Source organism: Bacteroides sp. HF-4919 (genome assembly GCF_018860125.1).
In genome coordinates, this window is the sequence record NZ_JAHKNF010000001.1 from 855948 (window position 1) to 878500 (window position 22553).

General features: G+C 44.8%; 17 protein-coding genes. 10 read left to right on the forward strand and 7 right to left on the reverse strand.

The genetic code is table 11. From position 1 onward, the window contains the following. Positions 1-13: 13 nt before the first annotated feature. From KO473_RS03675 to KO473_RS03685, 3 genes are all read right to left on the reverse strand, one after another. On the reverse strand, positions 14-1279 hold the full coding sequence (locus tag KO473_RS03675) for an ABC transporter permease (protein ID WP_122130558.1): 1266 nt from the start codon (positions 1277-1279) through the stop codon (positions 14-16). A gap of 120 nt (positions 1280-1399) precedes the next feature. Next, positions 1400-2647 carry an efflux RND transporter periplasmic adaptor subunit gene (locus tag KO473_RS03680; RefSeq protein WP_005776262.1) on the reverse strand — a complete coding sequence of 416 codons (1248 nt, stop codon included), beginning with the start codon at positions 2645-2647 and terminating at the stop codon, positions 1400-1402. A gap of 298 nt (positions 2648-2945) precedes the next feature. Next, positions 2946-3845: a glucosaminidase domain-containing protein gene (locus KO473_RS03685; RefSeq protein WP_005819141.1), complete on the reverse strand. Its 900-nt coding sequence runs from the start codon at positions 3843-3845 to the stop codon at positions 2946-2948. 117 nt (positions 3846-3962) lie between these two features. On the opposite strand from KO473_RS03685, the gene cdd reads away from it, so the two are divergent. From cdd to nudC, 6 genes are all read left to right on the forward strand, one after another. Then, the gene (gene cdd, locus KO473_RS03690; protein WP_005809459.1) at positions 3963-4445 is read left to right on the forward strand and encodes a cytidine deaminase; all 483 of its coding nucleotides are present in this window, start codon (positions 3963-3965) and stop codon (positions 4443-4445) included. 2 nt (positions 4446-4447) lie between these two features. Further along, positions 4448-5287 (forward strand): AraC family transcriptional regulator, encoded by an 840-nt coding sequence (locus KO473_RS03695; protein WP_005776259.1) that lies wholly within the window; start codon positions 4448-4450, stop codon positions 5285-5287. An 87-nt stretch (positions 5288-5374) separates the two neighbouring features. Then, entirely contained in the window at positions 5375-5977 is a 603-nt protein-coding gene (locus KO473_RS03700; protein ID WP_005809464.1) for a DUF417 family protein, read from the forward strand. 58 nt (positions 5978-6035) lie between these two features. Continuing rightward, positions 6036-7412: an FAD-dependent oxidoreductase gene (locus KO473_RS03705; protein WP_005819138.1), complete on the forward strand. Its 1377-nt coding sequence runs from the start codon at positions 6036-6038 to the stop codon at positions 7410-7412. A 273-nt stretch (positions 7413-7685) separates the two neighbouring features. Further along, the gene (locus tag KO473_RS03710) at positions 7686-9275 is read left to right on the forward strand and encodes an ABC-F family ATP-binding cassette domain-containing protein (RefSeq protein WP_122130557.1); all 1590 of its coding nucleotides are present in this window, start codon (positions 7686-7688) and stop codon (positions 9273-9275) included. A gap of 31 nt (positions 9276-9306) precedes the next feature. After that, positions 9307-10086: an NAD(+) diphosphatase gene (gene nudC, locus KO473_RS03715; RefSeq protein WP_005819135.1), complete on the forward strand. Its 780-nt coding sequence runs from the start codon at positions 9307-9309 to the stop codon at positions 10084-10086. Positions 10087-10214: 128 nt separating this feature from the next. Here the strand turns inward: nudC and KO473_RS03720 are convergent, their stop codons facing one another. After that, entirely contained in the window at positions 10215-11111 is an 897-nt protein-coding gene (locus KO473_RS03720) for a histidine decarboxylase, pyruvoyl type (protein ID WP_005809470.1), read from the reverse strand. 508 nt (positions 11112-11619) lie between these two features. Here KO473_RS03720 and KO473_RS03725 point away from each other — a divergent pair. The 4 genes from KO473_RS03725 (at position 11620) to KO473_RS03740 (ending at position 16983) form a co-directional block, all read left to right on the forward strand. After that, entirely contained in the window at positions 11620-12561 is a 942-nt protein-coding gene (locus KO473_RS03725) for a site-specific integrase (protein WP_032537350.1), read from the forward strand. 436 nt (positions 12562-12997) lie between these two features. Continuing rightward, positions 12998-15394 carry a hypothetical protein gene (locus KO473_RS03730; protein WP_005819133.1) on the forward strand — a complete coding sequence of 799 codons (2397 nt, stop codon included), beginning with the start codon at positions 12998-13000 and terminating at the stop codon, positions 15392-15394. Positions 15395-15416: 22 nt separating this feature from the next. Further along, positions 15417-16316 carry a BT1926 family outer membrane beta-barrel protein gene (locus tag KO473_RS03735; protein ID WP_005819132.1) on the forward strand — a complete coding sequence of 300 codons (900 nt, stop codon included), beginning with the start codon at positions 15417-15419 and terminating at the stop codon, positions 16314-16316. 88 nt (positions 16317-16404) lie between these two features. Next, entirely contained in the window at positions 16405-16983 is a 579-nt protein-coding gene (locus KO473_RS03740; protein WP_032536892.1) for a DUF4369 domain-containing protein, read from the forward strand. A gap of 331 nt (positions 16984-17314) precedes the next feature. Here the strand turns inward: KO473_RS03740 and KO473_RS03745 are convergent, their stop codons facing one another. From KO473_RS03745 to KO473_RS03755, 3 genes are all read right to left on the reverse strand, one after another. Next, positions 17315-19060 carry a phospho-sugar mutase gene (locus KO473_RS03745; protein WP_005819128.1) on the reverse strand — a complete coding sequence of 582 codons (1746 nt, stop codon included), beginning with the start codon at positions 19058-19060 and terminating at the stop codon, positions 17315-17317. A 107-nt stretch (positions 19061-19167) separates the two neighbouring features. Further along, positions 19168-20805 carry a C69 family dipeptidase gene (locus tag KO473_RS03750; protein ID WP_005776242.1) on the reverse strand — a complete coding sequence of 546 codons (1638 nt, stop codon included), beginning with the start codon at positions 20803-20805 and terminating at the stop codon, positions 19168-19170. Positions 20806-20875: 70 nt separating this feature from the next. Then, on the reverse strand, positions 20876-22528 hold the full coding sequence (locus KO473_RS03755) for a M23 family metallopeptidase (protein ID WP_005819126.1): 1653 nt from the start codon (positions 22526-22528) through the stop codon (positions 20876-20878). Between the last annotated feature and the right edge of the window lie 25 nt (positions 22529-22553).

Below are 22553 nucleotides of genomic sequence, written 5' to 3' on the forward strand. Positions count from 1 at the left end.
TTTGTTTTTAAAATTATTCCATATCATGCAACGCCTCTGTAATAGGCATCCGTGAGGCCCGCCAGGCGGGGATCGCGGCACTCAGCAAATTCAGTAACAGCGTGAAAAAGAAAGCCGCAACAAAAGTGAAGGGCTGTATCAGCATATCGTGTGTCAGAGCAATAGTTCCCGAAAAGAAAAACGACCTGCAAAGAGATAACAAGGCGTATGACAACACCAGTCCGATCAGCCCACCTATGCAGGAGATCAACAGGTTCTCGGTCATCACTTGCTCTACCAGCGAAAACGAACGAGCACCGAACGCTTTACGAACCCCAATCTCACTGCGACGTTTGCGAAACTGTGTCAGCGTTATACCTATTATATTCAAGGCAGGCAGGAGCAAAAGGAAAAGAACCGTCGCACCGGTAGTTTTAAACCATTTGCCCACTGTACCCCGATCGAAACCATTTGTACCCAGCACGGCCTGCCACTGGGTATAGGGAGAATACATATAGTCAAGTTTTGTGTTGGTAAGCGAAGCATTGAAAGCCGCCTGCAACTTCAGCATCTCTTTGCGGATCGGTTCGAAATCGGATGAAGAACGTGCCAGGATGCAGGAGGTAAACTCCCCCGTAGTTCCTTCGCAATAGTTAACATTTTCCTTTAATAAGGAGGAGTTGACCGTATAGGGCACCCATACATCTCCATAGGCGTTTTCGGCAGCTTGACTCACCTCTTTCACCACACCGCATATCTGATAATCGGCATAATTCATGCGTAAAGTCTGCCCTGTTGCTTCAACCGTACCAAATAACTTACGTGCCAGTTTATCAGAAATAACCGCTTGCCGTATACCCGATTCCCAATCGGCATGTGTAAAGGGGACACCGGAAAGAAAGGTGAAGTCGAATACTTTCCAGAAGCCGTCATCGGTAAACTTAATCGTATATTTATCATAAAACTGCTGTCCGCGTATATTGACCGGAAGTTGTCTGTCGGTAAAAGCAGTCACTGCCTCGGGCGTCTGCAAAGGATAAAGACATTCGCGTACTACCTTGTGACTCATACCCCCATTATTGATGGGATTCCCGTCACTCCCGCACGCTTGCAGACTGTTTACAAAAAAGATGCGGTATCGGTTAGACTCCGGCGCATACGCAGAGAAATTTACTTGATAGACGAGGTAAACAAGCATCACTGCTGCCACCGACAAAGCGGTACCCGCTACAGAGATTCCATTTACGAAACGGTTCTCTTTCAGCAAATTATAAGATTGTTTGAGATAAATTGTTATCATAGTTTCACATCTTAAAAGGCACACAATCCACCTTTTAAACCAAAATTCCGTTGACTTAAAACCAACAAGCCTTTGGTTTAAACCCTAAGGTGCCTTGATTTAAAAAGTTTTTTCGGCGTATTATTTCACTTTGAGTTTGTTCTTATTTTTGTAGTTGGTCATGTCGCTGACCACCACCTTGTCTCCCGGATTGAGTCCGCTCACCACTTCTACAAACTCAAAGTTCGAATCGCCCAGCTGAACTTTCCGTTTTACGATTTCATCGTCCGAAGTCATCACGAACAGATCGTATTCGCCGCGGCCTACATAATAAGAGGCATTGGCTATACGCAACACATCTTCTTTCACGGCATTCATCACATATACATCGGTCTTGAGTCCCGAACGCAACCGCTTGTTATTATCTTCTTTCAGTTGCACGGAGAAAGAGATAACTCCGTTCTTTGAAAGCGGAGTGACACTGCTTACGGTCCCCTCGAGTTTCTCACTGCCCACTTTCACAATAGCCTTTCCGCCCGCTGCCACACGGTCGCCATAAGTATCGGCAATCTCGCCATCCACTTTGAAATGACTCAGATCCGAAATGATAGCCACCTGCCCTCCTTGAGGAATCTGCGCACCGATCTGGTTGTTGATATAAGTAAGGATGGCTTTGCGCGGCGAACGTATCTGTGCATCGTCCAACGTACGCTTCATTTCGGCAAGTCCCTTACGGAACATGTTGAGGTCGAGTTCAAGCACTTTCAGGTCGGCGGCTGCTACCTGTTTCTCGTTGGCATATTGTTGTTTGAGTTGTTCCAATTCGAGGCGGGACGTATTGTAGCTCAATTCGGCCTGGCGTACCTTATCGGTCGTACCGGCTCCAAGACTGTCGAGGTATTGTTCGTTGCGAAGCTCCACCTTCATCCGCGCCAGTTTCATTTCCGACACTTTGATCTGCATGGCCATATCGCTCAATTTGGTCTGGCTGTTCACCTGCGCCTGATCGAGCTTATAACGTTTCATTTGCTCTTCATCCAGTAGTTTTTTATAGTCGGTTTCCGTACTTTGTAAGTCGAGTTTCAGGATGGGAGTACCTACATCTACACTGTCACCGCCCTTTCTATATACTTCCACGATGCGGGTGTTGATCGGTGAATTGATGATCTCTTCAAAAGCCGGAACCACTTTGCCCGAAGCACTGACACTGACCTCGATCGTCCCCTTGTCAACGGTAGACAACACGAGATCCTTCTTCTGTACTCCCGTACGCAACAATGAAATTAGTAAGCTAATGCCTACTATCCCGATAATACCGATGGCCGAAAAACGAATAATCTTTTTATTACGCTCTTTATTGCGCACCTCTTTTGGAATTTCTCTGTCCATATATAGTCAATTATAGATTTACAAATATTCTTTGTATTTCTATGATCAAACCTTATGCCAAAAAAGGAAAGTACTGTGTTTCAGCAGGAAGAAGAGAAACAAGGTGTCCGATAATGAACACCCTGTACAGTTTCGTAACAAAACGTAACTGTGTTCTCTGCGGTGAAAAACACACGTTTGGGTGTAGCCATCCGGCAGAAAGGGTGTAGCCCTAATAGCAAAAGGGTGTAGCCATGCATAAAGTATGGCTACACCCTTTTGCTATTAATACATTTCTTATATACCGCAGCGGCAAAGTCTACCTCAGCCTCAACCTGTCTCCCACTTCGGGAACATAATCCCCGTCCTTACGGTTCATCTTATACAGGTTCTTCAACCGGATGGCATATTTCTGAGAAATGGTATGCATGGAGTCTCCGTCTTTGACGATATAAACCGTATAAGGTTTCGACGCTCTCTTTTTCTTCTCTTTCAGATAAATGATATCACCATCCATCAAGGTATAATCACGTTGCAAGTCGTTATACTTCACCAACTTCTTCCAACGGATATCGAACTCTTTACCCAATGACCTAAACGTATCTCCGTCACGGGCTACAATATAAGCGATACCGTTTGCTATGTAGACCTGATGCGGATTAAGTACCGTCGGTTCACTCTTTGACGAACTCCATCCTCCCTTACGGTCATATTTATAAAGGTCGTAGTCTTCAATAATCGTAATCAGACGGTTGGCATACGAAGGATCGGTGGCATATCCCGCCTTTTTCAACCCACGGGCCCAGCCTTTATAATCCGTTATCTTCAGTTTAAACAAGAAAGCATAGCGGGCACCGCGTTTCAGAAATGCCGAATGGTCCTCGTACGAATCACGGGGATTGCGATAAGCACGGAAGCATTCGTTACGGGCATCGTCGTCATGGCGTACGGTACGTCCATTCCAGCTACTACCGCATTTGATGCCGAAGTGGTTATTACTTTTACGCGCCAGCGTGCTCATACCGGCACCACTTTCAAGCAGCCCCTGCGCCAATGTGATACTGGCGGGTATCTTGTGCTCCTTCATTTGCTCTACAGCCAGGGCACTATACTTATTTATATAATCTACGTAACGGGAATTCCTGCGCTGCGCCTGGGCACCGACAGAAAAAGCAAGAACTGTAACTACGGCAATCAGCCTGAGAAGTTTGCTATTCATCTATATAATTTGTGTATGTTAGGTTATGCGGCACAAAAATCATAAAAATAATTGGGATTATCAATCTCTTTTCTAACTTTGTAACATGATTTGTAGAACTATAAACCACCTACCCACATGAAAGACCTGACTATTACCTCTGTAATTAAAGTATATGAATATGACGAACTCAATGACGCAGACCGTGCCTTATTGGATGATGCCATTGAGGCAACCCGACGCAGCTATGCACCTTACTCGCACTTCTCGGTAGGAGCGGCAGCACTGCTGGCCAACGGAGTGATAGTGACAGGAACCAATCAGGAAAACGCAGCCTACCCGTCCGGACTTTGCGCCGAACGAACTACGTTGTTCTATGCCAATTCGCAGTATCCGGACCAGGCAGTGAAGACTCTTGCCATCGCCGCACGTACAGAAAAAGACTTTATCGACACTCCGATTCCTCCTTGCGGCGCCTGTCGCCAGGTGATTCTGGAAACGGAAAAAAGATACAAACAACCCATACGTATATTGCTTTACGGCAAAAAGTGTATTTACGAAATACAGAGTGTGGGACATTTATTACCCCTGTCATTTGACGCATCAGCCATGGAGGATTGATTATGATAAGAACTTACCAGACAAAACTGAAAGGTATGCTTGCATTGACCACAAGCTATCATACCGAAAAGAACTTGCAGAAAGAAAAGAGTTTGTATAAATTCATATGGGTACGCCAAGGAAGCATTACCCTGGAGATAGACCATCAGGAAGTGACACTGGCCGAAAACGAGGTGATCTCCCTCTCCAATCTCCAGCATCTGGAGTTCCTGTCCATCGATGGAGAGTATCTGACGGTGCTGTTCAACAGCAACTTCTATTGTATTTACGGCAATGACCATGAAGTGTCGTGCAGTGGATTTCTGTTCAACGGTTCTTCGCACGTGGTGAGATTTATGCTCAACGAATCGGAACGGCGGTCGATGGAAGATGTAGTGGGTTTGCTGGACCGCGAATTCACCGTATCGGACAATCTACAGGAAGAGATGCTCCGCATCCTGCTTAAACGTTTCATCATCCAGAGTACACGCATCGCCCGGCAAAGACTGAATATCACCCAGGAGAAGGAATACAGCTTCGAGATCATCCGCCAATACTATAATCTGGTAGACGAACACTTCCGGACTAAAAAGCAAGTGCAGGATTATGCCGACATGCTGCATAAATCACCCAAAACACTCTCGAACATCTTTTCTTCCTGTAAACTGCCTTCGCCCCTGCGCGTCATCCATGAACGGGTGGAAGCAGAAGCCAAACGACTCCTTTTATACAGTAACAAAAGTTCGAAAGAGATTGCTGATATTCTGGGATTTGAGGACCAGTCCTCTTTCAGCCGTTTCTTCAAAAACATGACCGGAGAAAGCCCTGTGCAATACCGAAATTCGGTAGAAGGGAAGAATTGACAATTCATCCGGCGATATTGCTATTTCCCGCCGATGGGAAAAACCGGATCTTTGCATCAGAAAGTTAAACCCATAAAAAGAAATAGCATGAAAGAGAAATTTATCACTCTGCTCACAGTAGCATCCGGTCTGAAAGGTTTCGGACTGAAATTTATCCGCGTAGCCATCCTCGTTGTTTTCGTTTGGATCGGCGGACTGAAGTATTTTCATTACGAGGCCGACGGCATTGTACCATTTGTAGCCAACAGTCCGTTTATGAGTTTCTTCTACGCCAAAGATGCCCCCGAATATAAGGAACACAAAAATCCGGAAGGTGCTTATGTTCCGGCCAACCGCGAATGGCACGAAGCGAACAGAACCTACACGTTCTCTTATGGATTGGGAGCTTTGATTATGTCCATCGGTATCCTGGTATTCTTAGGCATCTTCTTCCCCAAAGTGGCGCTTATCGGCGACACACTGGCCATCATCATGACACTCGGTACACTCTCCTTCCTGGTGACCACTCCCGAAGTCTGGGTTCCGAACCTGGGAAGCGGAGAATATGGCTTCCCGCTCCTATCCGGTGCCGGACGTCTGGTAATTAAAGATATCGTAATTCTGGCAAGTGCCGTTACCCTGCTTTCCGATTCATCGCAGCGTGTACTGAACTCCCTCAAAAAAGCCGACTGGGAAAAACGGAACAAATAAGGGTTACGGAATGTTATAAACTGACATTAAAGATACATCCTTCTAAAGTATAAGAATTATGAAACAATATGATGCCATTATTATCGGTTTCGGCAAGGGCGGCAAGACGCTGACCGCCGAATTAGCCAAACGCGGCTGGAAAGTCGCACTGATTGAACGCTCTGCCATGATGTATGGAGGTACTTGCCCCAATATAGCCTGTGTGCCTACCAAACGCCTTATCCATGAAGCTGAAAAGGTGAGTTGGCTCTACCCAACCAGTTACGAAAAGCAGGCCGAAGCTTATAAAGCCGCCATCGCACGGAAAAACGAAATGACAGCAGCTTCAAGGGCTAATATGTTCGACAAACTGAGCAGTCTCCCCAATGTAACCATTTACACCGGAATGGCATCGTTCGTTTCAAAAGATGTGGTGAAAGTAACCCTTCCCGACGAAGTGATCGAACTTCAGGGAAAAAAGATTTTCATTAATACCGGATCAACCAGCATTATACCGGCAATAGACGGGCTGAAAGACAGCAAACGGGTATATACCAGCACATCATTGATGGAACTGGATGTATTGCCCCGACATCTGATTATCGTGGGCGGAGGTTATATCGGACTGGAGTTTGCTTCCATGTATGCAAGCTTCGGAAGCAAAGTGACCGTGCTCGAAGGAGGTGACAAATTTATTGCCCGCGAAGACCGCGATATAGCAAACGCTGTAAAAGAGGCACTCGAAAAGAAAGGAATAGAAATCCGCCTCAACGCCCGTGCACAATCCATCCGCGATACAACGGACGGTGTAATCCTGACTTATACGGATACCGCCGGCGGTACATCTTCTGACATAGAAGGTGATGCCATCCTGGTAGCTACGGGACGCAAGCCAATGATTGAGGGACTGAATCTTCAGGCAGCCGGAGTAGAAGTGGATAGCCACGGGGCTATTGTTGTAAACGGTTACCTGCATACCACCTCCCCAAACATTTGGGCAATGGGTGATGTAAAAGGCGGGTTGCAGTTTACTTATATTTCGCTGGATGATTACCGGATTATCCGGGACGACCTTTTCGGCAACAAAGAACGCACGGCCGACGACCGCAATCCGGTGGCATACTCGGTATTTATAGACCCGCCTCTCTCACACGTCGGACTGACCGAGGAAGAAGCCATCAAACGGGGATATTCCTTCAAGGTGTCACGCCTTCCGGCCTCTGCACTGCCGCGTGCACGCACGCTGCAACAGACTGACGGCATACTGAAAGCCATCGTCGACAGCCATTCGGGACGCATCATGGGCTGCACGCTGTTCTGTGCCGAATCTTCCGAAGTCATTAACATAGTAAACATGGCGATGAAGACCGGACAACATTATACCTTCCTTCGCGATTTCATCTTTACACATCCAAGTATGGGCGAAGGACTGAATGAATTGTTTTCAATAGATTAGTTTAACGAGAAGAGGGGAGAAGTTTCAGATTTCTCCCCTCTCTTTTTGTAATTGCCGGAATATCTTCTATCTTTGCGATCTAATTTCATACATATGGCCATGAGAATATCTAAGTAAGACAACACCTTCCGGTAAACATCACTTTTCCCAAATGCTTCTTTTCATGTACTGTTAAGCATCACGAATCCGTGTTGTTTAACCCCTATTGTGTTTGTCTCTCCCCTACCTGCTATCATCAACAGCAAATATTTACTTTCAAACCAATAGACAAGTATGTGTATCCAAGTACAACAAATCACCTATATCCATCCCGATAAAGAAGTTCTTTTTCAAAATCTCAGTTTCTCTGTCAGCAAAGGACAGCAATTGGCTCTAATCGGCAATAATGGTTGTGGCAAGTCAACATTGCTACAAATCATATCCGGACAACTGCAACCATGTTCGGGAACCGTACTCCGTCCATCCGCCCCTTATTATGTGCCCCAGCACTTCGGACAATATGATAAAATGAGCATTGCCGAAGCCCTCGGGATAGACGGAAAACGAAAAGCCCTCCATGCCATTTTGGATGGAGATACTTCCATCGTCAACTTCAATATCCTCGATGACGACTGGAACATTGAAGAAAAAGCCACAGCAGCTCTCAATGGATGGGGGCTCGGAACCATGTCTCTTGACCAGCCCATGCATACATTGAGTGGCGGAGAAAAGACACGCGTATTCCTAACAGGCATCGAACTGCAGGAAACTTCCGTGATATTGATGGATGAACCGACCAATCACCTCGACAGCCAAGGACGCAACAAACTGTATGAATGGGTGAAGAAATGCCGTTCTACGCTGATTGTAGTCAGCCACGACCGCACTCTGCTCAATCTGCTTCCCGAAACCTGCGAACTGAGCCGTAGCGCACTTGTGTTTTACGGAGGAAACTATGAATTCTACAAACAGCAGAAAGAGCTTCTGCTAAGTGCTTTGCAACAACAACTGAATGAAAAGGAGAAAGAACTCCGGCAAGTACGGAAGCTTGCACGTGAGGTTGCCGAGCGGAAAGACAAGCAGAATGTACGGAGCGAAAAAGCGGCTCCTCAAAAAGGCATTTCCCGTATGGCCATCAATACCCTGAAAGACCGGGCAGAAAAAAGTACCACCAAACTGGCGGACATCCACCGGGACAAATCGGAAAAACTTGTCGCCGAACGAAGTCAGATACGCAACAGGTTGGGCGAAGTGTCACTGCTTAAAACCGATTTCAATGCTTCTGCTTTACATCCGGGAAAAATATTACTGACTGCCCGTGATATAAACTTCACTTATGAAATTTCGTTTTTATGGAAGGCTCCCCTAAGTTTCCAACTGAAAAGCGGTGACCGGATACGTATCGAAGGAGACAACGGGAGTGGTAAAACTACCTTATTAAAACTGGTCACCGGAGAACTATTGCCTGCTTCGGGCACACTGGAGCGCACCGCGTTCAGTTACATCTATCTCAATCAGGAATATTCCATCATCTGCAATCAGCTGACGGTGCTTCAACAAGCAGAATCATTCAATGTACGTGCCCTGCCGGAACACGAAATAAAGATCATATTGAATCGCTTTCTCTTCCCGGTGGCAAGTTGGGACAAACCTTGCAAACAGCTTAGTGGAGGTGAAAAAATGCGGCTCGCTTTCTGTTGCCTGATGATCAGCAATAACACCCCTGACCTCTTTATCCTGGATGAACCCACCAATAATCTGGACATACACAGCATCGAGATCATCACCGCCACCATCCGGAATTATACAGGTAGTGTACTGCTGGTATCACATGATGAATATTTTATAAAGGAGACCGGCATGAAAGAGAGTATCTTTTTATAATTTTGTACCGGTTAAAAAAGAATTATCCAAAATGACACATACAAAAAACAACCGATGGTTCATCTTCTACCAAGATCAGTTATTACTGGAAAAGAAAAACAACGCTTTCTCCATCCCTTCAGGAGAAAGCGCCCCCATCGCCATACCGGAAGGAACAACCGTACACACCCTAACTACGCCCGATGGCATATCCGGCAAAAGTTTCTACATAGATTCTCCGATCACAGAAACACCGGAATATGTACAAATGGGGTTGCGCGCTTCTTATGATTACCTGCCGCTCGAACACTATCAAGCAGCAGGTAAAGCTCACGAAATCCTGTACTGGGACCGTAGCAACCGCTTTTGCCCCACATGTGGAACTCCACTGGTACAGAAAGAGCCTATTATGAAAAAGTGTCCGGATTGCGGTAAAGAAGTCTATCCCGCCATTTCAACGGCAATTCTGGTATTGGTACGCAAAGAAGATTCTTTGTTACTGGTACATGCCCGCAACTTTAAAGGTACATTCAATAGCTTGGTGGCCGGCTTCCTTGAAACCGGAGAAACCTTGGAGGAATGTGTGGAAAGGGAAGTTAAAGAAGAAACCGGACTGGATGTGAAGAACATTCAGTATTTTGGAAATCAGCCCTGGCCCTATCCGAGCGGACTCATGGTAGGTTTTATTGCCGATTATGCCGGGGGCAGCATTCGCTTGCAGGATGACGAACTCAGTTCCGGGAATTTCTATACAAAAAATAATCTGCCGGAACTTCCGCGGAAGCTAAGTCTGGCACGTAAGATGATTGACTGGTGGATAGCACAACAGTAAAAAAAAAGACAAGCTACGAAAGGTACACCCACCACAAACGAACAACCAGGAACGGATAGAAAAGAAATCCGTTCTCAGCATCATAAACCTGTGTACCTATTCGTAGCCTGTGTTTTACCGTCAAACTTCTATTCAAAAATAGTCAGCTCTTCCAGCCCTAACTTCTCTTCCCAGTCACTGATGGTCATCTGGCAAAGATCAGCCGGTTTCATATCGGCAGGGACAGCATTCTGGGCCAAATAGACAGCAGGAGTGCACGACAAAGCACAACCAACCTGATCGGGTTCTACAAACGTATATTTATAACCAATATAAATACGGTCGTAAATTACATCCTGATCCTGTCCGCAAAGTACAATGCTGTTGGTGGCTTTCCGGAGTATCCCTTCCAAAAAACCAATTGCTTCGCCTTCCGTTGTCGAATCATCCCCGTAAGTTCCGGCGTCTTTCACAAACAGGCAGGCTCCTTTACTACGGTTTTTCAAAATAGCCAGTCCGATCACAGACCACACCCATGTGGGACCGCATGCTACAACCTTTCGGCTTCCTCCCGGCACATAAGCTCCGGGGAGTATGGGAAAACGACGCTCTTTGGCACGGCCGAACAAACGTTCGGTTGCCTCCAGCAACGGACGGATATTATAAACAGGAACGTCTACCCCTTCAGGCTGTGCCTGCATATAGATAGGCATCTCCTTTCTTTTGGCAATGTCATCGTGCATTGCCAGGTCAAATCCCCAGATAGCTCCATTTTGTCCACAAAATGAAGAAGCCTTCATCAAATTGACTTGTCCGAGATATGCGTCGTTTTTCTCACAGCGGTCCTTTGCTACAATCTTTTCAGTTATTGCATCAAGGTCTTTCACGTCGACTGTACCGACTGACAATTTCATTGTCGAAATATATCCTTCACCACTTGCAACTCCGGGATTCAAATATCCCATGCAAAATTCTTTACTTGGCCCTATAGCCTGACTAATCACATTAGAGGCATCATAACGGATGCCGGACACAAGATCTTTCATACGTTTTTAAGTTTAGATGTTGCAGTAAGAACAATATATTGCCAAGAATGATTAGCCTCTGCTCCATAAAGAAAGCAAAAGAAGACGAAGAAGACAAAATACTAAAAAATGTGAAGCTATCAATTTGGTAAGTTCAAACAGATATTCCAGCAATCTGCTTATCATTCAAAGAGTTCGTTTCAAGCAATTATCAAGTTTATATCAACTGTTTATCTTATAGATAGCATACTAACAGAATGTTTGTTTTAATGATGTGTTAAAGTTAATCATTTGGAACCAAACAATTAATTACGTAAACCAATAGTTAATGATTAATCAAAAGAAAATTAATATCTTGGGAAAAGAAAAACTAGGAACCCGGAGGGTGTATCGAAACTCACCACAGAGGATACAGAGTAACACTGAACAAATACCAAGTCACTGATTATCAACATTATTATTCTATAATAATCTGTATAATCTGCGGTGAAAAGAGTTTTGACACAGCTCCATCAAAACAAAATGTATTATGAAAGAACAAAATTTTATCCGATTTATGGATAGCATTATCAGCGAACAAAAAGCAGGTAATTTTCTCGGAACTGCCCATATTTATCAAGCCAGCCTGAATGCATTCGGAGCTTTCACAGGCAGCAAGAACATCCTGTTTCGTCAGATGACACCTGCATTACTAAAACGATTCGAACATTATCTCCGTCTGAGAGGAAATAGCTGGAATACCGTTTCCACCTATATGCGGGCCTTACGCGCTGTCTACAACCGGGCAGTGGACCGCCAACTGGCCCCCTACTCTCCCCGCTTGTTCAAACCTGTATATACTGGAACCCAAGCCGATGTGAAAAGATCTCTCAAAGCAGAAGAAATGGGGCTTTTACTGCAAATGAACCACACTGCACAGCATCCAGAAGTCATTTGCCGTGCCCACAAGATGTTTGTACTTATGTTCTTATTACGCGGACTTCCCTTTGTCGACTTGGCCTATCTGCAAAAGAGAGACTTAAAAGGAAATATCCTCACTTACCACCGGCACAAAACAGGACGCCAACTTACAGTAACCGTTCCTTCCGAAGCTATGGAGATTATTCTGGAATATATGGATACCGACCCTGACTCACCTTACTTGTTTCCTATTCTGAGCAAAAAGCAAAAAAGCCATATCAATTATCAAGAATACCAATATGCTTTACGTGCATTTAACTATCAGTTGATACAATTGGCGCATCTATTGGGAATTTCGAAAAACCTGAGTTCATACACCGCACGACACACCTGGGCTACCTTAGCTTACCATCTTGAAATTCACCCGGGCATCATCAGTGAAGCCATGGGACATTCGTCAATCAAAGTGACAGAAACCTACTTGAAACCATTCAACATTAAGAAATTAGATGAAACAAATGCTCATATTATATCATTTACAAAAGAAGCATACACAGGACTAATACTTTGATTATCTGAACCATTACTTTATAGGTAACTCTTCTATAAGTGCGCTACAAACATAAATCATTTTTCACAATAAAACAAATAAAATACGATTATTTATTAAAATAAGTCATTGAATCATCCTTTATAAAAGAAAAAGACGACTATAGTCTTTGGTGTACATTACATTAGTATCATGAATGCGCACAATTCGCTCATCCCGTTTTTAATCCCCAACGAGATGATCCATCTCCTATATGCTTTATGCTACATATAACCGGAATTTAATGTTAAAAACTCCTCTCAAAGACGCTTCTTATCGAAAAGCGGACTTCGATCCCGTTACCTATAAAGTAACGGTAGATAGAGGTATTACACAGATAGAGGAAAAGCCGCAATAGGCAAGAGAATACATTGATTTACTTACATAACATTTTTATTAACACTAAAAAAACAGAGGTATGAGAAAATGGACTTATCTCGTAGCTGCACTCTTAGTGGGAGGAGCAACTACAACGTTTACCGGATGTATCGATAATGATGAACCGGCAAGCATCACAGAACTTCGCGGAGCGAAAGCAGAATTAATTAAAGCAAAAGCAGCTGTACAAACTGCTGAAGCGGCTTACAAAGAGGCACAAATTGCTATCGTCAATGCCAAAGCCGCTTACCTGGAAGAAAAAGTAGCCCAGGAAAAGCTTAAAACAGAAGTTCAAGCAGCCAAAACAGAAGCGATGAAAGCCTATTGGCAACAAAAAGCCGAGAAAAGCGCAGAGTTATTCAAAGCTAAAATGCTTGAGCTACAAATTCAGACTGCACAAGCACAGGCCGCTTATGAAAAGGCAATGATCGATATCGAAGTGGCTTTACTTGGTTACAAAGATAATGCCTATGCTACCAAGTTGAACGAACTGCTATACACGCAAAGTTTTGCATATACTCCTAAAGAGATCACCTACGATGAAGAATCGGGGAAAATCAGTGTAGAAGATGGAGAAGAGACTACCGTAAAAGGCCTGATCGAACTCTCCGGTACATTAAGCGATGCTCAGGAAGAACTGGCTGACCTGATGAGACAGAAATCTTTATTAGAATTCAGCTATGATCCGGAAGCACTGATTGCCGGCGTTACCAACCAGATTGCCATTCAGAAAGGTGAAGTAAAAGGTATCGAAGAAAACCTGGCACAGCTGAAGGTTGTCGCAGAAATTCCATTGGATCAGTTTGAAGCCAAATACAAAGAACTTAATGATAAGAAAACGGATCTTGACAATAAAATCAATGCTATCGACTTATCGAAAGTAAGCGACGCCGATTATCAGGCAGCCGTACAACAGGTAGCTGAAGTGCAGAAAGCAAAAGAAGCAAAAGGTGAATTCACTTTCGATATTCCTGCTACCATCCAGGATGGATTTGCCGGAATGATTCTGGAAAAACAAACTTTGGACAACAATGACCTTGCCAATTCCTTTAGGCCAGCAATAAAGATAGATCCCGCAACCGGAAAATACTATTTTCCTGATGGGTTCCGCTTCTCTAAAACCATGCAGGAGAAAAGAAACATGTTAGAAGCTATCACTACTTTATTAACCGACAAAGTAAAGACCAGCGAAGAACAGGCACAGGCAAAACTGGCACAGGCACAAGCTAAAGTTGACTATGATGCGTTCCAAGCAGAGCTGACCAAGGTAGAGGGTACATGGACAAAAGCATCTGAAGCTTTTTATAAGGCAGTAGATGCAGGCAAGTATCTCAGTCAGGAGGGACACGACGCACGCAGCTTGATCATCGCAGATTATCAGACTTACCAGAAAGATTATGAAAGTGCCGCCGGAGATGCAGCTAAAGAAAAAGCTGCTTTAGACAAATTTATTGCTCAATACAAAACTTATCTCACCGCCAGAACCACTTTGGACGGACTAAAGCTGAAAGAAGAAACAGACATTACTAAAGATGCAGCCAAACTGGACGCATGGAAGGCACTTATTGAGAATAACGGAACAACAAGTTATGATGCCGTATTCGGTGTGGAGGATTTGTTTAAAGCTGAAGGTGGCCTCGCTGCCGATTTCGTCAAAGCAGCCAAAGCCGCCGGCTACAGTAACGAACGCCAAACTACAGCAGTTTACGCAGAATGGTTGGCGGCTTACAATAAAGCATTAGCCGAACACACCGGAGAAGGAGAGTTTACATTCGATCCTGACGGAATCGCCCTAACCCAGAACGGGCTGGCAGACAAAACATTTGGAGCAAAGAAGGAGTACGATGCTTTAACAGATGAAATCAACAATGTATCTGTATGGGCCGACCTGAACTCAAAATTAATGGCTATGGGTACCGACAATGATAAAGCAATCGCCGCAACAGATACAAAACTGGCAACAGCACAAATTACCCTGAACCAGATTACAGAGAAGTACGATGCGGAGAAAGCAAGTCTGGAAGTGCAGAAAGCCGGTTTGAATTGCATCTTAGGTACAATGAAAAAGGCTTTGCCTCAGACTGGTGATAATAATCAGCCATTGTCCACTTATGAGGATGCAATTAAATACCTGAAGGACGAAATAGCCAAAATCGAAGGTGCACCTTCTGAAGTTGACAACGAAAGTGGCAACATCACTGTAAAGAGCGGTACTCTGGCAGAGGCAAAAGCTGAACTGAATATGTACGATGCTTTGCTGAAAGCACTACAGGACGGTAGCTACGAACAAGAACAAGCAACAGCCATCAAACTTAAAGAAGCTCAAATCGATGCCAAAACTTTTGAAATCGAAGCATTGACGGTATTATTCAACAAGGCAAAAGAGATGAAAGATCAGCTTATCAAAACACTGACCGGAGACACTTCAGCCGAATAAATAAAAACTAAAGGAAAAAAGTATGATTAAAAAACTATGCATAATCCTTCTGACTGCATGTACTGTTGCGCCACTTATGGCGCAACAACGCAGCAGCAGTGACGATGCGTCGTTTGCCCCGGAAAAAGGTAACTGGCAGATATCCGTCGCATTAGGCAATTCGCAGCAATTCGCCGATGGTATGGAATACTTGTTACCGAAATACTGGAACGGAACCGGAAACGCACCGGGCATTGGCTTGGGCGATGATACAGGCAACAAGTCTGAAGATCCGGGCATGTATCTGAATCTGGGAAGTTGGAATAATAATAGCTTGGTCAACATCATCGGTTTGCAGGGAAAATATTTCCTGACCGATCGTTGGGACGTTAATCTGATGTTCAGCATGAACATTGGAGTCACCCCGAAAAAGGATTTCATTGAAGGCGACAATAGTGTGTCCGATATGCAAATCCCCGCTTCCAAATATGTAGAAGGACGGGTGAAAAACAACTGGATGGTAAACATTGGTTCAAACTATTATTTCAATACGAAAAACGAACGTATCAATCTTTATGTGGGTGGCCTTATAGGCTGGCAAATGGGACGAATCGAAACGATGTCTCCCAACACGGGTGAAACTGTAAGCGACGGTGATGCAATAACTGACGATGACGACTTGAATGACGCAGAAACACTGCCTTTACAAGTATATATCCCTTCGACCAAAACCGGACAAATATTCGGATTACGTGCGGCAGCGGTAGCCGGCATCGAATACAACCTGGGTAAAGGACTGGTTTTCGGATTTGAACTGCAACCGGTAGCCTATCGCTACGACATGATTCAGATTTGTCCGAAAGGGGTAGCCACTTACAAAGTGGGACACCATAACATAAACTTGTTTGCACAACCCAATTTGAAATTAGGATTTAGATTTTAAATAAGTCCAGATATTACGAAAAAATCACCCCGTCCTACCTTCGGGTATGTATGGGGTGATTTTTTACTTAACGAACATCACAACCAAGATGAAAAGAATAACAGCAGGAGGAATCATACTGGGAACCATCTTTCTGGCAGCATGCAACCATGCCCGACAGAACGGTAGCTATTATGTCAGCGGCATAGTAACCAACCCTCAAATGGAAGGCAGAACAATCTATTTGCAGGATGCTATCCACAGCACAACCCGATATGACAGTACACAAGTGATTGACTGTCGGTTTGCATTTGAGGGAAAAATCAATTCTCCCCAAGTCAGGGAACTATTTATTCAGGAAAATGACAGTGACCGCTTTCCTGTTACTCTCCCTATCGTTGTCGAAGCGGGAAAAATCAGCACGCAAATAGGAGACGTAGTCCAAGTGGAAGGGACCGCACTCAACACAGAGATGATGCAATTTCTTCTTGCCATCGATCAGTTCAGGGAACACGACTTCTCCGGAAAAAGTGTCCATGAAATAAAAGAAAGCTTTACCGGGCTATTGATGGAACAGATTATAAAACATGCCAGCAGTCCCATCGGAAAGTATATCTATGCGGCATACGGAAACAAGTTAAGCACAGGGCAAAGGGCTATCGCAAAAAAAAATCTGGGCATTAACTAAAAACCATACATCCGGGAAATACAGACGTGAGTTTCACCTAGTTCTCCGTCTGCCCGGATCTTTTAGTGTTGTGAGGGTGTGTCGAAACTCACCACAGAGGACACAGAGTAACATAGAGCAATTTTTAAGTTATTGATTATCAACATTCTTATTCTGTGATAATCTGTGTAATCTGTGGTAAAAAGAGTTTTGACACAGCCCCTTTAAAAGAATAATCCCAAAAGAAATGCCCCATCCAATTCAGGACAGGGCATTTCGATAATACTATAAATACTATGGACACATTTATATTACCCAAAGTATTTGTTAAAAGAGTACTTAAAGAAGTTCCTTAAATACCCAACGATTTCTTCACAGCTTCCACTTTTTCAGTAGCTTCTGCATCGGCAGTGGCAAAGCAGTTGCGGCATCCCATCTGGCCTTTCACTTCGATGTAGAATTTGATCTTCGGTTCCGTTCCTGACGGACGAACAGACACTTTACCACCATCTGCGGTGAAATATTGCAGCACATTCGATGGTTCCGGCATATCGATGTCACTTACATGACCTTCTGCATCTGTCTGCTTCAGAGTTTTATAGTCTTTTGACAGAATCACTTTCGAGCCACCCAACTCTTTCGGAGGATTAGCACGGAAATTCTCCATCATGGCTTTAATCTCTTCGGCACCGCTCTTACCCGGTTTCACAACGTTTACAGTAAATTCTTTAGAGAATCCATATTCAACGTAGATGTCCATCAGCAACTGATACAGAGTCTTTCCGTTATCCTTGGCCCAGGCAGCTACTTCGGCAATCAGGCAGCAAGCAGAAACAGCATCTTTGTCACGAACAAAGTCTTCGGCCAGAAAACCGTAGCTCTCTTCGCCACCACCGATGTATTTCTTCTTACCCTCACGTAAACGAATTTCACGGGCGATCCATTTAAAGCCGGTATAACAGTCGAGCATCTCAATGTGATTCTTATCGGCAATCTTCTTGATCAGTTCGGTAGTAACGATAGTTTTCACACAGAATTCATTACCGGTCATTTTGCCCAGTTTGTTATATTGAGTGATGATGTAATAAAGATACATCAGACAAGTCTGGTTACCGTTAATCAATACCCATTCGCCTTTGTCGTTCTTGCAAGCAATACCTACTCGGTCGGCATCCGGGTCGGAAGCCATTACAAGGTCGGCATCAATTTCTTTAGCCAGATTAAGAGCCATCGTCAAAGCTTCCGCATTCTCCGGATTCGGAGATACAACTGTCGGGAAGTTACCGTCCTTAACCATTTGCTCGGGCACGGTATATACGTTCTCAAATCCCCACATCTTCAGTGCACGTGGAATCAGCATCATACCTGTACCGTGGATCGGAGTGTAGACAATCTTCATATCTTTATGGCGGGCGATCGCTTCAGGATCGATAGAAACAGTCTTCACCATATCCAGATATATCTTATCGATGTCTTCTCCGATGATCTGAATCAGATCCGGGTTACCCTGGAACTTGATATCAGCAGCAGAAGCAATCTTATTCACTTCGTCGATAATGCCCTTATCGTGCGGAGCCAGTACTTGCGCACCGTCGTCCCAATAAGCCTTATAACCGTTGTATTCTTTCGGGTTGTGTGAAGCAGTCAGAATAATGCCGCTCTGGCAACCGAGATGACGGATGGCAAAAGACATCTCCGGAGTGGGACGCATCTCTTCGAACAAATATACCTTAATGCCATTGGCCGAGAAAATATCCGCAGAGATCTTGGCAAACAGAGAACTGTTGTTACGGCAATCGTATCCGACTACAACCGAAATCTGTTTCATATCTTTAAAATTTGCGTTCAGATAGTTAGAGAGTCCCTGGGTAGCAGCTCCGACAGTATAGATGTTCATACGATTGGTACCTACCCCCATGATCCCACGGAGTCCGCCCGTACCAAACTCGAGATCTTTGTAAAAGGCCTCAATCAATTCTGTCTTATCTTCGTTCTCCAGCATGCGTTTCACTTCAGCCTGAGTTTCGGCATCATACGCCGGGGTCAGCCACTTTTCGGCTTTCTCAGTCACCTGTTTGATTAGTTCTTCATTCCCCATGGTTCTATCTATATTTTAGAGATTAATAATTAGTTTATTTAAAATACAAATGTAAAAGAATAAGTTTGAAATTCCTATCTTTTAGTCAGAAAACTCTTTGGAAGCAATTATTCGGTTACTTTATAGCGTTCTCCTGTTTGCTTCACATACTCTTCGAGGAATTCCTTTGAATAGCCCGGACGTACCACGCCTGCGGGCTGACCGATGGCATTACGCTCGAACTTGCCGTCCTTCATCTTGCGGATGACACCATCATTGTACTTCACAATGATAAATTCGCCCAAACGTTTCCAGGTATCGAAAGTGCTTTGCGCTGTCATGTCGGTATAGTTGGTCAGAAACTTCACAGCCGTTTCCGGATTCTTCTCGTACAGCTTAACAGCAGCTGCTTCAATGCCTTCCTGTGCCTCGTTGAAGGTGGTTTCAAGTTCGTTCTGCGTAGTACGCACATCGCCGATCATCAAATCATAGCGGGGATATACCATGTTGGCCACCCAGTTAAAAATCCAGAAAGCGGAGTTCCAGGAGAAGGTGATGTAATCGGCACCATCTACACGCGTATAGCATACCGGAGCTTTGGTAGTACAACAATATACGGGAGTGAAAACAGTCATGTTGGCATCATCCGTACCAAACCAAAGCACACCGCCTACAGCATCGGGAAGATTGGCACGCATCTGAGCCACAAAAACGAAACCGCTCTGTTGTGTAGAGATGGGGCGCTCGTTGAAATACTCCTGGTCGCCTACCTTGAAAGTCAGCGGAGAGAGGCGGTAAGGTGTTTTATAAGGTCCGGCACCAAAATCATTGCTGATGTCGAGGGCGGTTCCTTCATAATGGTCGCGCATGGCATTCTTTACATCCTGAACGGAGAGTTTACGTTTCGGCTTTACGAACAGAGGCATAGGGTCATTGGTCTTTCCTTGGATATAAGGCAGATAAGCTTCACCTTGGTCGGTAAACATATTGAAATAGCTCCATACACGGGCCTCGCAAAAACGGCGGGCACCGAAATCAAGCGGCGCATAAGCATCGGCAAAACTGAAATCTTTATTCACTCCGTTGAAATATCCTTTTTCACGGGCAAAGGAAATGACATCGTTGGAGTACATACAGTTTGCCTTGTCATTCATATCAAACTGATGGATACGAGACTGGTTGGCATGTGCCGAGATGCAGTCATCGGGCACACGAACAGCTACCCAGACGGCTCCCCGTATGCCGGGCCCTTTCCCTATCATTTCCATAATCCATATTTCATTAGGATCGGCAATGGTAAATGACTCACCACTGCTATAATATCCATATTCCTGAACCAGCTCAGTCATCACCTTAATGGCTTCACGGGCAGTGCGCGAACGTTGCAGTCCTACGTAAATCAAACTTCCGTAATCGATAATGCCCAGTGTATCTACCAATTCAGGACGGCCGCCAAAGGTAGTTTCACCAATGGTTACCTGAAACTCGTTCATATTGCCGATCACATTATAAGTCTGACGCGCCTGCTCAATCTGTCCCAGATATTTTCCGGTATCCCATTCATGGATATCCATCATCGTACCCTTGGGATAGGTAGCTGCGGGATAATGATATAACTCGCCAAAGAGTCCGTACGAGTCAGCCGAATAGGAAACAATGGTCGAACCGTCGGTAGAAGCATTCTTACCGACAATTAAGTTAGTACAGGCGAAGGTTTCCGCCACTGCCGCAGTCAAGAGAGCGGCAAAGAGAAAGATTCTTTTCATATAACAAATTATTAATACAATATCTTATTCTGTTTTACCCGGATAATCTCCGGTTATTTGGTTTTGAAAGCTACCAGACGAAGGTTTCACGAACCGTTGTCTCGTTCCCGCAATCGTCCGTAGCGGTCATCTCTACCGTATGGCGTCCACCTTTCTTTACATATTCAGGATCGAGTTTACACTCCCAATACGATTTTGTCAGGTTAGGACGTCCGAACAGAGCGAATTTTCCATCAATCGTGCCACGATAAGACCGGATGCCGGTTTCTTTGTCCTTCAGCCGATAAACAATTTTCCCATTACGTCCCCAGACATTCTTGCCCACCGGAATAATTTCGGGAGGCACTGTATCTACTCCTACCGTATAAGTGCCCAATTCACGGATACGGGTTTTCATAAATCCACCCTCGTAAGTTCCTCCGGCACTATACATACCACCTTTGGGAGTAACACGAGCCACGTAATATTTCGTTGTATCGGCAACCGGCTGATGACGAAGCCCGATACGCAACTCACAGCCACCGTGCAACGGCACTTTCTCATCATTGAGCTGATAGGTGTAAGCAATTGCCCCGCTGTCGGAACGTACTTCATAATTGAGAGCCACATTGTCGTATAACATCCCCCGGGGGACGGTAAGGGTCAAACCGGGTTCTTGCAAAAAGTTCGTTTTGTCCCAGGCAAAGAAGTACTTCTCCCGATGTTCAGACGGCTTTATCGGCTGTTTTTTTCCACGCACCGTAAAGTGATAGCGGGAAGTGTTGCCAAAAGCGTCTTTCAATTCATATTCGAACTTGTAATCCCGTTCTTCATTGATGGTCACCAATCCACGGTTATCATTCGAAGCCCGGAGCATACGCAGCGTATTGCCCGGATCAATAAATGATTTCATATATTGCCCGTAGGTCCAGGAGTTTATCATCCGGTTCTCATCCGGAGCAAAGCGATCGACCACACTACGAAACACTTCCGTTCCATCTACCTTGAGCACAACAGTATGCACACCGTAACGGTTGTGAACACCGTCCATGTAATCATAAGCCTTGATACCCGATCCGATCACTCCCCATGCCTCGATGGGACGCGTCCCATTGGGTTGGAAGGTTTGCCGCTCCGAACTGCCTTGCACGATTCCGGTTCCCGGCTGTGGAAACAACATAACGCCCTCAGCCCGGGGAGCAGTGGTATCTTTTATTTTTGATTTGAAAAAAGGCATCGGATCGACAGATTCACCGGTAGCGGTTTCCAGCAAGTCCAGATGCAGGTGCGGTCCGAATGAATAACCCGTATTACCGCTCCAGGCTATCTGTTGTCCCGCCTTTACCGGATATTCCCCCAGTTCGGGAACAATCTCTACTTCCCAATCTTCTTTTTCGTATTGAAGCTTCTTCACTCTTCGGGCAATGTCCGGCATAAATCCGCTCAAGTGCCGGTTAATAGTTGTATAACCGTTATTATATACCACATCGAGTACATGTCCCGAACCATTGGTGACACGAATACGTGAGATGTATCCGTCGGCCAGCGCGCGCACCGGTTTACCGACAACTCCCTGAGTCTTAAAGTCAAGACCGCCATGAAAATGATTGGCACGAATTTCTCCGAAATTACCGCTCAGAGTCAGTGTAAAGTCAAATGGAGGAACAAAAGCAGCCTGCTTCACATCTTGTGAATGTCCCTGAATGCTGCAGGCAAGCATCAGAGCAACTATATACTGTTTCATGTAGTTTGCTTAAAAATGGAATCTT

Bases quoted from the DNA above. Each gene is read 5' to 3' on its own strand.
- KO473_RS03675 (WP_122130558.1), bottom strand. From the start codon at position 1,279: ATGATAACAATTTATCTCAAACAATCTTATAATTTGCTGAAAGAGAAC.
- KO473_RS03680 (WP_005776262.1), bottom strand. From the start codon at position 2,647: ATGGACAGAGAAATTCCAAAAGAGGTGCGCAATAAAGAGCGTAATAAA.
- KO473_RS03685 (WP_005819141.1), bottom strand. From the start codon at position 3,845: ATGAATAGCAAACTTCTCAGGCTGATTGCCGTAGTTACAGTTCTTGCT.
- cdd (WP_005809459.1), top strand. From the start codon at position 3,963: ATGAAAGACCTGACTATTACCTCTGTAATTAAAGTATATGAATATGAC.
- KO473_RS03695 (WP_005776259.1), top strand. From the start codon at position 4,448: ATGATAAGAACTTACCAGACAAAACTGAAAGGTATGCTTGCATTGACC.
- KO473_RS03700 (WP_005809464.1), top strand. From the start codon at position 5,375: ATGAAAGAGAAATTTATCACTCTGCTCACAGTAGCATCCGGTCTGAAA.
- KO473_RS03705 (WP_005819138.1), top strand. From the start codon at position 6,036: ATGAAACAATATGATGCCATTATTATCGGTTTCGGCAAGGGCGGCAAG.
- KO473_RS03710 (WP_122130557.1), top strand. From the start codon at position 7,686: ATGTGTATCCAAGTACAACAAATCACCTATATCCATCCCGATAAAGAA.
- nudC (WP_005819135.1), top strand. From the start codon at position 9,307: ATGACACATACAAAAAACAACCGATGGTTCATCTTCTACCAAGATCAG.
- KO473_RS03720 (WP_005809470.1), bottom strand. From the start codon at position 11,111: ATGAAAGATCTTGTGTCCGGCATCCGTTATGATGCCTCTAATGTGATT.
- KO473_RS03725 (WP_032537350.1), top strand. From the start codon at position 11,620: ATGAAAGAACAAAATTTTATCCGATTTATGGATAGCATTATCAGCGAA.
- KO473_RS03730 (WP_005819133.1), top strand. From the start codon at position 12,998: ATGAGAAAATGGACTTATCTCGTAGCTGCACTCTTAGTGGGAGGAGCA.
- KO473_RS03735 (WP_005819132.1), top strand. From the start codon at position 15,417: ATGATTAAAAAACTATGCATAATCCTTCTGACTGCATGTACTGTTGCG.
- KO473_RS03740 (WP_032536892.1), top strand. From the start codon at position 16,405: ATGAAAAGAATAACAGCAGGAGGAATCATACTGGGAACCATCTTTCTG.
- KO473_RS03745 (WP_005819128.1), bottom strand. From the start codon at position 19,060: ATGGGGAATGAAGAACTAATCAAACAGGTGACTGAGAAAGCCGAAAAG.
- KO473_RS03750 (WP_005776242.1), bottom strand. From the start codon at position 20,805: ATGAAAAGAATCTTTCTCTTTGCCGCTCTCTTGACTGCGGCAGTGGCG.
- KO473_RS03755 (WP_005819126.1), bottom strand. From the start codon at position 22,528: ATGAAACAGTATATAGTTGCTCTGATGCTTGCCTGCAGCATTCAGGGA.